The organism is Pseudoalteromonas sp. Of11M-6 (assembly GCF_022347905.1).
In the GTDB taxonomy this organism is placed as follows: domain Bacteria; phylum Pseudomonadota; class Gammaproteobacteria; order Enterobacterales; family Alteromonadaceae; genus Pseudoalteromonas.
The window spans coordinates 1-12,608 of record NZ_JAKRFW010000081.1; the positions used below are offsets into that span (position 1 = coordinate 1).

Annotated in this window: 11 protein-coding genes; 8 read left to right on the forward strand and 3 right to left on the reverse strand. The window is 43.4% G+C overall.

The annotated features are described in order from the left end of the window. The 7 genes from MHN32_RS22600 to arsJ form a co-directional block, all read left to right on the forward strand. Positions 1-424: transposase (locus tag MHN32_RS22600; RefSeq protein WP_239422871.1), on the forward strand; the 424-nt coding region annotated here is incomplete at its 5' end. A 311-nt stretch (positions 425-735) separates the two neighbouring features. After that, positions 736-1,659: a hypothetical protein gene (locus MHN32_RS22605; protein ID WP_239422872.1), complete on the forward strand. Its 924-nt coding sequence runs from the start codon at positions 736-738 to the stop codon at positions 1,657-1,659. Between the two features lie 711 nt (positions 1,660-2,370). Then, on the forward strand, positions 2,371-3,132 hold the full coding sequence (locus MHN32_RS22610; RefSeq protein ID WP_239422873.1) for a metalloregulator ArsR/SmtB family transcription factor: 762 nt from the start codon (positions 2,371-2,373) through the stop codon (positions 3,130-3,132). 11 nt (positions 3,133-3,143) lie between these two features. Continuing rightward, positions 3,144-4,166, forward strand: a complete 1,023-nt coding sequence (arsB, locus tag MHN32_RS22615; RefSeq protein ID WP_239422874.1) for an ACR3 family arsenite efflux transporter — start codon at positions 3,144-3,146, stop codon at positions 4,164-4,166. 14 nt (positions 4,167-4,180) lie between these two features. Next, positions 4,181-4,684, forward strand: a complete 504-nt coding sequence (locus tag MHN32_RS22620; protein WP_239422875.1) for a dual specificity protein phosphatase family protein — start codon at positions 4,181-4,183, stop codon at positions 4,682-4,684. A 3-nt stretch (positions 4,685-4,687) separates the two neighbouring features. Further along, a complete protein-coding gene (locus MHN32_RS22625; protein WP_239422876.1) occupies positions 4,688-5,698 on the forward strand; it encodes an ArsJ-associated glyceraldehyde-3-phosphate dehydrogenase in 1,011 nt (336 codons plus the stop codon). A 9-nt stretch (positions 5,699-5,707) separates the two neighbouring features. Next, a complete protein-coding gene (gene arsJ / locus MHN32_RS22630; RefSeq protein ID WP_239422877.1) occupies positions 5,708-6,925 on the forward strand; it encodes an organoarsenical effux MFS transporter ArsJ in 1,218 nt (405 codons plus the stop codon). 133 nt (positions 6,926-7,058) lie between these two features. On the opposite strand, the gene glmS is transcribed toward arsJ, so the two are convergent. Together glmS and MHN32_RS22640 are read right to left on the reverse strand one after the other, a co-directional pair. After that, positions 7,059-8,879 carry a glutamine--fructose-6-phosphate transaminase (isomerizing) gene (glmS, locus tag MHN32_RS22635; RefSeq protein WP_102057780.1) on the reverse strand — a complete coding sequence of 607 codons (1,821 nt, stop codon included), beginning with the start codon at positions 8,877-8,879 and terminating at the stop codon, positions 7,059-7,061. A gap of 10 nt (positions 8,880-8,889) precedes the next feature. Continuing rightward, positions 8,890-9,672, reverse strand: coding sequence for a DeoR family transcriptional regulator (locus tag MHN32_RS22640; protein ID WP_069021135.1), 783 nt, complete (start codon positions 9,670-9,672; stop codon positions 8,890-8,892). Between the two features lie 149 nt (positions 9,673-9,821). Between MHN32_RS22640 and MHN32_RS22645 the strand changes: the two genes are divergently transcribed. Beyond that, entirely contained in the window at positions 9,822-11,744 is a 1,923-nt protein-coding gene (locus MHN32_RS22645) for a PKD domain-containing protein (RefSeq protein ID WP_239422878.1), read from the forward strand. 64 nt (positions 11,745-11,808) lie between these two features. On the opposite strand, the gene MHN32_RS22650 is transcribed toward MHN32_RS22645, so the two are convergent. Next, positions 11,809-12,129, reverse strand: coding sequence for a DUF6482 family protein (locus MHN32_RS22650; RefSeq protein WP_010606962.1), 321 nt, complete (start codon positions 12,127-12,129; stop codon positions 11,809-11,811). Positions 12,130-12,608 lie beyond the last annotated feature (479 nt).

Here is a 12,608-nt window from a genome sequence, read left to right on the forward strand (position 1 = left end):
CGTTGACTTAAACCCTATTCGAGCTAAATTAGCCCCAACACCTGAAACCTCTGACTTTACCAGTATCAAAAAGCGTATCGACCATGCAAGGCAAGGGAAGCAACCAAAAAGCCTATTACGGTTTGCAGGAAGCCCCCGAAATCATATACCAAAAGGGCTGCCTTTTGAACTCAAGTTTTATATAGAATTAGTTGAGCTTACCGGTCAAAGTATGCGCACCAACAAAAGCGGTGCCATCTTTGAGTCTCAACCTATTCTGTCTCGACTAAACATCGAACCTGATAATTGGATGAAGCTCACTACACAATTTTCTCGGGTATTCCACGGCGCGGTGGGTCGAGAGCAAGTACTCACAGCTTATTGTGGAACCCTTAAAAAACGACGGCGCACAAATCTAGCAAATTGTGCACGTTTGCTGGCTTAACCAAATAACGCCTTTAGCGATAACCCCTCAAGCTGTGCAAATTACAGCGCGCTTCTCGTGCGTGATACACTAGTTTTAGTGTCGAAAAATAAGCAAACACCAACAGCTACCTTATTTTAGAAGCGCTTTTGATACGAATAATGAACAACCTTGCACAATGCTAAGTCGAAACTGCCATAACCATCGTGAGTAAATAATCGTGGGTGTCAGTGCTGCTGTGTTATCAGTGCTGCTGTGTTTTAGTTTGAATACAAGTTCATTTCGATGTGGCAAACGCAGGGCAACCTAGGAAGCGCCCTCTTGGACTGGTTTTGTCAGCCGAAGCATCTACGACGGTTTATCTTAATGGAGTAAATATCGGCCACAATGACTCGCCAGCTGAGGAAGCAAAAAATGAAGTTGCCGGCCGCATGGATAAAAGCTTCTATTTACCCGATAGCCCCCTTATAAAACAACACAATACTCTAGTCATCGAGTTATCTTCGCATAACAGGCTATTACAGATTGATCCACCTATACAAAGGTTGCTTATCACCGATTATCAAACGCCCAAGGACTACCTTGCAAACCACTACCTACCAGTGTTTATCCCGTTTGGTATTTTAATTCTCGGTTTTATCTATTCATCTGTATTAGCCTTCCAAAGTAATAATACCAAACACAATCTATTCATCCCTATTGCATCGCTTTTCGCAGTTATCCAATTAATTGCTGAAGTATCGCGCGGATTGTTTGATTATAGTTACCCATACAATGGGATCAGGATGCTAACTATTCTTTGTTCAAGCTTAATAGTTTCATTCTTTTTATTGAGTTATGTATGTAAACGCTTTTTAACAAAAGGAAGAAAAACAGCCTTAACCGTTGGTTGCGTAACGACCCTCATATTTGTTTTGTTACTGGATCATTTGGAATCAAAAACACTTGTATCAGTACTGCTCCCTGTGGGAATAGGCACATTAATTACCGGATATGCTGCGATAAAGAAAGCCCGGAACGCGCTGCCACATAGTATTGCACTGTTTGCGTTTGTTCTATTGACTGCTAGTAGCCCAAACCAGTTTTTGGATATTTACTACTACTATTGCATTGCTTTGCTTTTCGTCTTCTTTTTTGCTCAACATGCTATCGATTATAAGAAAGAACAGGAAAAAAGCGGTTTGAGCAAGATCGGGCAGATCGATTACAGCGCATATTGGACGAACAGAAAGAACGGGAACAACCAACTAAAATAAAAATCAGCCATGCTGGAAAAACAGACTTTATATCTCGCGAAGAAATTTGTTTTTGTAAGGGGGCAAGAGATTATGTTGAGCTGGTTATTAATAATAGGGGAAGTGTATTGCACCACAACAGCTTGTCTGAACTCGAAAGTACACTTCCTGCCACTTTTTTACGGGTTCATCGCTCGTACATAGTGAATACCCTGTTCATAACATCATTATCCAGAAGCGCATCAGGAACTGGCATTTTACATTTATCAACAGGTGACGAAGTCCCTGTTAGTCGCAGGATCATGCCCAAAGTTCGCGATGCATTAGGTTAGACGGCTATCCAAATTAGACACTATTAGGCCCAAATGCCAGCATTGCAATTATTGTGTGACTTAGGAATATAGCCTCATCCTAAGCCACAGAAAACATGTGTGAGAGAGGAATAAAGTTTTATACTAATTACTACTCTCAAGTCCGAATCAAGCTACAACTGAATATTAAAGTATCATACTTGTTGTAACTCACTTCTGGACAAAAACAATTTGGAGCCAAAGGATATCTCTGTGCCACTTTGAGTCATTCGCTTATATATTTTGACCATTAAAAAAGCCAAAAAAATTGAAGTATGAACAATTTATCTAGAACAGCCGCTTAACTCATTTTTTCGAAAATATCTCTTGCAGCAACTCCATAACAAATTTATTATATAATAAATTTATTATGGAGTTACTCATGAAAGTTCTCTTCTTATGCACAGAAAATTCGGCTAGATCCATTATGGCAGAAGCGTTATTACAACATCATGGTAAAGGTGAGTACGAGGTTTACAGCGCTGGTACTGAGCCAAATCATGTTGATAACCGCACATTGTCAGCTATTGAACACTTTGGATTACGTACTGATGGTTTACGCTCAAAACACCTTGATGAAGTTAACAATACCCATTTCGACTTTGTTATTACGCTGTGCGATAAAGCAGCAAAAGAATGCGATAGCCGAGTTGACGGCACCAATTGCCTTGCTTGGGATTTTCCAGAGCCTCGTTCTCGTAAAGATGCCAACCCGTTTGAAAAGACGCTACAAGAGTTAAACGAGCGGATCAAAATGTTTTTGCTGATACAAGAAAAGCAAAAACCTGCGCCTATAACACCTACCACTTTATACAAAGCTCTGGCTGATGATATTCGCTTGAAAACGCTTTTAATTATTGCTGTTGAAGGTGAAGCATGTGTCTGTGAGTTGATGGCTGCATTGGATGAAGAGAGCCAACCGAAAGTTTCTCGTCATCTAGCACAGCTTAGAAAAACAGGGATCTTATCTGACAGAAAACATCAGCAATGGGTGTTTTATTCAATCAATCCAACACTGCCAGCGTGGATGAAGCAAACTATCATTTCAACGGTAGTGAATGAACCTATTTTTATTGAACAAGAGCTAGCCAGATTAAATGCAATGGGTGATCGCCCTACGCGTGTGGCAAGTTGCTGTAATTAAGGAATATAACTATGGGGATTTTTGAACGTTATTTATCTGTGTGGGTTGCGATATCAATTGTTGCTGGTGTGGTTCTGGGGATTGTTTATCCACCTCTTTTTGAAGCGATTGCAAAGCTTGAAGTTGCCCATGTCAACGTGGTTGTTGCGGTCTTCATTTGGGTGATGATCTATCCAATGATGGTGCAAGTAGACTTTTCGACCATCAAGGAAGTTGGCAAGAATCCACAAGGCTTAGTATTAACTTTGGTGATCAACTGGCTTATAAAACCGTTCTCGATGGCTGCATTAGGTTGGTTGTTCTTTGAAGGATTATTTGCCGATTTTGTGTCACCAAAAACTGCTCAAGAATACATCGCTGGTATGATTTTACTTGGCGTAGCACCTTGTACTGCAATGGTGTTTGTCTGGTCGCAATTAACAAAAGGTGACGCAAACTATACCTTGGTTCAGGTATCTGTGAACGATATCATCATGATTTTTGCATTCGCTCCCATTGCAGGGTTATTGCTTGGTGTAACAGATATTCATGTGCCTTGGGGTACCTTGTTTATCTCGGTTATTTTGTATGTATTACTGCCTTTAATCGCGGGAATCCTGACCAGAAAACACTTAAACAGTTCAGGTCGCGATGAAGCAGCTATCACAAGTTTGCTAGAGAAGTTCAAACCGTTTTCTGTTATCGGGTTACTAGCAACAGTAGTGCTGCTATTTGGCTTTCAGGCAAACACCATCATTGAGCAACCTCTTAATATCTTGTTAATCGCTATTCCGCTAATTCTTCAAACCTATGGTATTTTCATTGTTGCTTATTTTATCGCGGTCAGACTCAAGCTTAAGCACAACATTGCTGCACCTGCTTGTTTGATTGGTACATCTAACTTCTTTGAATTGGCAGTCGCTGTGGCGATCTCCCTATTCGGGTTACATTCAGGCGCTGCATTGGCAACTGTGGTTGGGGTTCTGGTTGAAGTTCCCATCATGCTGTCTCTCGTAGCGATTGTGAACAGAACAAGACATTGGTTTAACGAATAACATAGAGGGTTCTTATGCAAACTCATCCTTGCGACAAACTGGCACTTGATAATGGCGCGAGCTTTATATTTACGCCTTGCCCCGGAACCAAGGACGTTGATTTAACAACATCGGTCACGCAGTTGAAAGATGCTGGAGCACAAGCGGTTGTGACGCTGATGTACAATGCAGAAATTAAAAAGAATGAAGCCGAAGACCTTCCAAAAGTGTGTGATGCACAAGGTGTTAAATGGTTTCAGCTTCCTATTTCTGATGAAGATGGCCCAAACGAGGACTTCGCTAAAGCTTATGCATCTCAAATTAATGACATCTTATCAATACTGCGCAATCAAGGCACTATAGCAGTGCATTGCAAAGGTGGCTCTGGGCGCACTGGCTTAGTGATTGGAATACTCATGTATGAACTAGGTTACGACAAGGCAGACATTATTAAACAAGTACAGAAAATGCGCCCTAAAGCGCTTTCACACCCAGTACAACTTTCTTTTTTCAATGAGTTTCAAAAAGTAGGAGCTTAAAACATGGCAATTAAAATTGGTATTAACGGTTTTGGCCGCATGGGTCGTTTAACACTTAGAGCTGCTTTTGGTTGGCAAGACATTGAGTTTGTGCAAATCAATGATCCTGCTGGCAACGCTGAGACTTTGGCACATTTGCTAAAGTACGATTCTGTGCATGGTACTTGGTCATATGATGTATCTCATGATGACAATAACGTGATAATTGATGGTCAAGCCATTCGTGTAACGCAAAATAAAGCGATTAATGATACGGATTGGTCTGAATGTGATTTGGTCATTGAAGCATCAGGTAAAATGAAGAAAACTGAGTTGTTAAAAGCCTACTTAGACCAAGGTGTAAAAAAAGTCGTTGTCACAGCACCAGTAAAAGAAGAAGGTGTGCTCAATGTAGTTATGGGGGTTAATGACCATCGATATGATATTGAACAACACTCAATCGTAACGGCAGCGTCTTGCACCACAAACTGCTTAGCACCAGTGGTGAAAGTGTTACAGGATAAAATCGGCATCAAACATGGCTCGATGACGACTATCCACGATATTACCAATACTCAAACCATTTTAGATGCTCCGCACAAAGATTTACGCAGAGCGCGTGCCTGTGGCATGAGCTTAATCCCAACCACTACAGGTTCAGCAACAGCTATTACTCATATTTTCCCAGAGTTGAAAGGTAAGCTGAATGGTCATGCAGTACGTGTACCACTAGCAAACGCGTCCATTACAGACTGTGTATTTGAAGTTGAGCGTCCAACAACGGCAGCTGAAATTAATGCTTGGATGAAAGAAGCGGCTGAAGGCGAATTGAAAGGCATTCTTGGCTATGAAGAAAAGCCTCTAGTATCTATCGATTATAAAACCGACCCACGTTCTAGCATTGTTGATGCGTTATCAACAATGGTCGTTAACGGCACTCAGGTGAAGCTGTACACATGGTATGACAACGAGTGGGGCTATGCTAATAGAACAGCTGAGCTTGCTCGTAAAGTTGGTTTATCAATCAAAGGGTAATGTATCACTATGAAGCGCTTGGCATCATTATCAGACGATATTAAGCAATACCTTGTTGTCACAGGTAATTATTGGGCATTTACCTTAACTGATGGCGCACTACGCATGTTAGTAGTGCTTCATTTCCATGCGTTAGGTTATAGTCCGCTTAGCATTGCGATGTTGTTCTTGTTTTATGAAATCTTTGGCGTTGTCACTAATTTAGTTGGCGGCTTCTTAGGTGCTCGTTTAGGGTTAAATAAAACCATGAACATTGGTTTAGCCATTCAAATTATCGCCTTGCTGATGTTAGCCGTTCCGGCTGAATGGTTAACAGTCGTATATGTAATGATTGCACAAGCGCTTTCAGGCATTGCCAAAGACTTAAACAAAATGAGCGCGAAAAGCTCAATTAAGATGTTGGTTGCCGCAGGGCAAGAAGGCACATTATTTAAATGGGTCGCGGTATTAACAGGCTCTAAGAATGCTCTGAAAGGCGTTGGCTTTTTCTTAGGCGGCTTACTGTTAACTTTGCTTTCATTCAAAGGCGCAATGTTATTAATGGCTGGTGTTCTGGCACTTGTCTGGTGTTACAGCCTTTATGCCTTGAAGAACGACTTGGGGAAAGCTAAGAACAAGCCTAAGTTCACCGATATCTTTTCAAAGAGTCGCTCTATCAATATCTTATCAGCTGCACGACTCTTCTTGTTCGGTGCGCGAGATGTCTGGTTTGTGGTTGCGCTACCTGTGTTCTTGTCACAAGCCTTTGAGTGGGATCATTGGTCGGTAGGCAGTTTCTTGGCGCTTTGGGTTATTGGTTACGGTATTGTGCAATCAATGGCACCGAAGCTAATCAACTTCAAAGACAACGTTTCTCCTTCAACAGAAACTGTAAAATGGGCAAGCTTGTTGGCACTGGTGACATTAGGCATTGCCTTATCACTATATTTTAGCTGGGAAGTTAAAATGTTACTCATAGCAGGTTTAATGGTGTTTGGCATACTGTTCGCTGTCAACTCGTCACTGCACAGTTATTTGATTGTTAGCATGGCAGATGCCGATGGCGTTTCGTTAGATGTTGGCTTTTACTACATGGCGAATGCAATGGGGCGATTGTTCGGTACAGTGCTGTCAGGCTGGGTCTTCCAGCTCTACGGGTTAGCAGCTTGTTTGGCAATTTCGTTTGCGTTTATTAGTTTAGCGGCACTTATTTCTGCTAAGTTACCAGATACTTCAAAGAAAACGTAAATTGTTTTGGGGCATTTTCGATTTAGGAATGGCAGCGTATCGACTATGATCGCTGCCATTTTAGGATGATACTTTATTGTATGGGGTGAAACTTTATTGTTCACCCACATCTGAAGCGCTTGCGCGCCTTTTCTTACTCTACCGTTACACTCTTTGCGAGATTTCTCGGTTGGTCAACATCGGTGCCTTTGATCACGGCGACATAGTACGAAAGTAGCTGTAGTGGGATGGTGTAAACCACTGGGGCGATGATGTTTTCTACGTGGTTGACGTTCATTACTCGCATGGTGTCGTCTGAGGCAAAGTTTGAGTCTTTGTCTGCAAATACGTAGATGATACCGCCGCGTGCGCGTACTTCTTCAACGTTTGATTTGAGCTTTTCAAGCAGCTCGTTGTTTGGTGCAACGACGATGATAGGCATATCTGCGTCGATAAGCGCGAGCGGCCCGTGTTTTAGCTCGCCTGCCGCATAAGCTTCGGCGTGGATGTAGGAGATCTCTTTAAGCTTAAGTGCACCTTCCATTGCGATTGGGTATTGTGAACCACGACCTAAGAATAATGAGTGATGTTTGTCGGCAAATTCTTCTGCAAGAAGTTCAATACCATCGGCCATCGTTAGGGTTTCTTCAAGCTTGGTTGGCAGGGTTTTGATCGCGTTTACGATTGCGCTTTGATCACGGCCTTTTTCCTGCGCAATCGACGCAGTTAGCATCAATAAGCCAACTAATTGAGTTGTAAATGCTTTGGTTGATGCCACCCCAATTTCAGCACCGGCTTTGGTCATAAAGGCAAGATCTGACTCACGTACTAGCGATGAGCCAGGTACGTTACAGATGGTCATCGATGCCATATAGCCCTGCTCTTTGGCAAGACGCAATGCCGCAAGCGTGTCTGCGGTTTCGCCCGATTGTGAAATGGTTACCAGTAGGCTGTTTTCGTGAACGAATGAGTCGCGGTAGCGAAATTCTGAGGCGATTTCAACGTTACAGCTTACGCCTGCAAATTGCTCTAGCCAGTAGCGCGCCACCATGCCTGAATGGTAAGACGTACCACACGCGATGATCTGTACGTGTTTTACATCTTTAAAAATTTCGTTCGCTTTGTCGCCAAATGCATCGATACTAACGCGATCGTTATCTAAACGGCCTTCAAGTGTGTTACGTACAGCCATTGGCTGCTCGTAGATTTCTTTTAGCATGTAGTGGCGGTATTCGCCTTTGCCCGACGCATCTTGCGTGATGTTAGACTCAACCACTTCGCGCTCTACAGGATTGCCGTTAATGTCGAAGATTTCCACCGTTTCGCGAGTAATGCGTGCTACATCGCCTTCTTCTAGGAAGATAAAGCTGCGGGTTACAGGTAATAGCGCGAGTTGATCAGAGGCAATAAAGTTTTCACCAAGGCCAAGACCGATAACCAGTGGGCTGCCAGAGCGTGCCACAATGATTTCATCTTGATTGGCTTTATCAAATAATACCGTACCGTATGCACCTTCGAGCTGTTTTACCGCTGCTTGCACGGCAGCGAGTAATGTAGTGTGTTGCTGTCTGAGTTGATGGATCAGGTGCACCATCACTTCGGTGTCGGTGTCAGATAAAAACTCGTAGCCGTCTTCTTTTAATGCCGCGCGCAAGCCTTCGTGGTTTTCAATAATACCGTTGTGTACCAGCGCAATTTCGCTGTTAGAAATATGCGGGTGCGCGTTAGCTTCTGTTACGCCGCCGTGTGTTGCCCAGCGCGTGTGCGCGATACCGGTAGTACCTTTTACTTCGGCATTTTCAAGGGCTGACTCTAGGTTTACCACTTTACCTACGGCTTTCACGCTGTTGAGTGCGCCGCCTTCGCAAAGAGCGACACCTGCAGAGTCATAACCACGGTACTCAAGGCGTTTTAGGCCTTCGATAAGAATTTTGTTTACTGGACGCTCAGCAACAGCGCCTACGATTCCACACATAATCTCTCCATTATTTGCACGTTGTGTGTAGTTCAGCACAGACAAGTTGTATGCCACGCGCTTCGATCGCTTGGCGGAGGTCATCGGCCAAGTTGTTGTCGGTGATCAAAGTGGTGATCTGTGCCCAAGGTATTTCTAAATTTGGAATTTTACGGCCAATCTTGTCGGATTCGACCATCACAATCACTTCACGGGCTGACTTTGCCATCACACGGCTCAGCCCAATTAATTCGTTGAATGTGGTTGTGCCGCGCTCTACATCAATGCCATCGGCACCAATAAAAAGCTGATCAAAGTCATAGGATTGTAGTACTTGCTCTGCTACTTGCCCTTGAAAGGATTCTGAGTGCGGATCCCATGTCCCGCCGGTCATCAATAAGGTTGGCTCATTCTCCAGTGATAACAATCGATTAGCGATATTCATCGCATTGGTCATCACGACTAAGCCGCGCTTTTGTGCAAGCTCCGGAATTAGGGTTTCAGTGGTTCTTCCGCTATCGATAATGATGCGATTGTGATCTTTAATCAGCTCGGCGGCCGCTTTGGCAATGGCCGTTTTACGTACCGAGTCTTGCTCGTCTTTACCTGATGCGGTGATCTCTTTAGGAAGGGCTATCGCACCGCCATAGCGGCGTAGTAACAGGCCGCTTTTTTCTAGTGCCGTTAAATCCTTACGAATCGTAACTTCTGACGTTTCAAACTCAGCGGCGAGTGATTCTACGCTTACTTCACCGTATTCATTCACCCATGAAAGAATGGTATGTCTGCGCTGTTGAGTGTTTCGTTTAGTCATCAAATAAGTTTCGTTTCGAAATTTAAGGCGATTATAGTCGAAACTTCAAAACCTAAACAAGTTAAATTTTGCACTGAACAAATTTTAACTGGAAATATTACGAACATCAGGATACATTTCCGGATTGAGGTACTTAAAAGGATAATTAAATGAACAAAAACTTAATAACATCAATGCTTTGTTGTTCACTATTACTAGCAGGATGCGGCGGTTCAGGCGGTGACACTACACCAGTCAATCAAGATAGCGGCAAAAATGGAAATAATGGCAACACGGATTCAAATAACGGCAGCACAGATTCAAATAACAGCAACACAGACTCAAATAACGATAATACAGATTCTGGAACGGATACCACGACTAAGCCAGTCGCTAAAATTCAGGCAAGTGCCTTTGGGGAGACTGGCAACGTCATTCAGCTTAGCACTACGGGAAGTACGATCCCTGAAAATGCCGAAATAACATGGCAGTGGCAAGCCAAACCCCAAGGCAGTAACGCTCAGTTTTCTAACCCCAACGCTAAGCAAACGCACTTTACCGCTGACGTTGCAGGTATTTACATTCTAGGGCTAACAATCAAGTCAGGTAGTAACGAATCGACAACACAGTTTGAGATCCGTATAAAAGAAAAAACTACACCAAGTGTGAACACACCTCCTGTCGCCGACTTCACACTCACCAAACAGGCAATTGCCATCAACGAGCATCTACAGTTAGATGCGAGCAACAGCTCAGACTCAGACGGCGATAATCTCAGTTATAAATGGCAAGTTACTGCACCTGCTAATGTTGATGAATACACATTGGTAAGCCCTAACAATAACCTTGCCTCTTTCGCCTCTAAATTTGCGGGTGAATACACCATTACTTTAACCGTTTATGATGGTAAATCGTCACATAGCAAATCAGAAAAAGTCATCGTTATAGATAACCAGCCAGCTCTTAAAGCGGTTATTTCTGCGCCTTCAGAGGTTACATTAAGCTCAATGACTTTTGTTGAGCTGAAAAGCGATGGTAGTCAGTATCAAGGCGCTGTAACACCGCTTTGGAGTTTTGACAGCAAACCGAGCGGCAGCCAAGCCGCAATGGCAACACCAAATGGATTTCTCACCTCGCTTCAATTAGATAAGGCAGGGCAATATAAAATCCGCTTTAGCCTTAAAGACAGACAAGGTCGTTTAAGTGAGGCAACCCATACCTTAACGGCCAAATTAGGCGAAGCAAACAAACCGCTTGTATTCGTCGACGTGCCAGAGTCAACCAAAATCAATGAAGCCATCGAGCTTAGTGCCAAGCGAAGTAGAGATACAAGCGGAAGAACACTCTCCTTTAGTTGGACGTTTGAGCCATTTGAAGCCGGTTTGACCTATTCCGTTACGAATGAAGATACCGATACGGTGATTTTTACGCCTCACGGAGAGGGAAGTTACCGTTATTTTGTGGAGGTAAGTAACGGTGAGCTAAGCCAAACCGCCAGTGGCGTGATAAAGAGCCACCCTGAAAATTATGGGCCCACAGCGTCTATGAGTCCACAAATGTCTACAGCTACGGAAGGGGAAACCAAAGCCTTTGTGGTATCCGCAGAAGATAAAGACGGCGATCCGCTCACTTATCGCTGGTCACTTGAAACGAAGCCTGAGAATAGCACTGCAGTGGTCAACAATGCTGATAATCGCGCGTCTCTTACCTTCGATGAAGCTGGTAACTATGTGCTGAAATGCATCGTGTCTGATGGCAAGGTTGAACTAGTCGTCGCGGCATTCATCAAAGTAAGTGCAGTTCAAAATAGCGCTCCAGTAATTACGGCGCTGGACTATCAAGGAGTACTGAAAACAGATGCAGCGCTTTGGATAACTCCAACGGTTATGGATAGCGACAGCAATGCAGGCAATTTGACCTATTTTTGGAAGGTGGTTGCTCCATCAGGCGAAGTGATTGACAGTACCACAGCTCATGACTCGAACCTACAATTCACTCCTATAGCATCAGGCGACTATCAGGTAAGTTTAAGTGTTGTAGATGAAAAGTCCGCTTCCGTTGCAACTAAAACGATAACACTTTCAGTAGAATAAGAGATCTCTACTCGTTGACTTTTAAGGCTTAAGCGCTCACTTGTGGGCGCTTAAGCCTTTTTGTTTAAACGGTTATGTCGGATGGAGCTAAGTGACGGATCTCCATATTGCTGATATGTGTTCCCGAAGAGTCCTCTGGACCAATTTCATCATAGGCGGACTCAACTCTGAGGTAGGCTTGAGTTGCGCCGAGTTCCGCCAGCTTTGTCTCGGCCTCTCGCAGCGAGTTAAACGGCGTTAGTTTACCTTCGGCATGCATTAAGATATGCAAGTTCCCATCACTATCTTGACCACCCGCAAGATAGTGATTTGAATCCGCGTAGCTAAGCACGATGGCATGGAGTTCTTTATTAGCGATTTTTTCTTTGAGTGTGGCAGCAAGCATAATGCTCTCCTCGTTTAACCGATTAATAATTAAACGGCACATGTGCGTGTTTGGTTCACCTTGATAGTCATGAATGTTTTGTCGCAAACCTGTTGTCGTGATAAATCACGACCTACCATCCATCACGTAGGTCGAGGTGTACCTCGATAGATTTAATCGAAGGACTTATCTTTAAAACTTATCTCTCAATTGCAAGGCATGCACATGAGCTGGAATAACCTGAGAAAAGGCAGGATATCAATCCCGTACGCAGAATACTTCATTACGTTTAACTGCCATAAACGCACGCTCTATTTTACGGATTATCGGCTGGCACGATTGTTTTGCCAATCTATCTCACATAATGAAAAAAGTTTGAGTGCCGCTGGCAAACATGGGTGTTATACCAGTTGTATTAAGTAAATGATCTATCTTGAAGCGGGGAAATAGCTTTAGTAGCAAGGCAAAAATTTTGCTATTTAGTTGTTCTAAATGAGAAA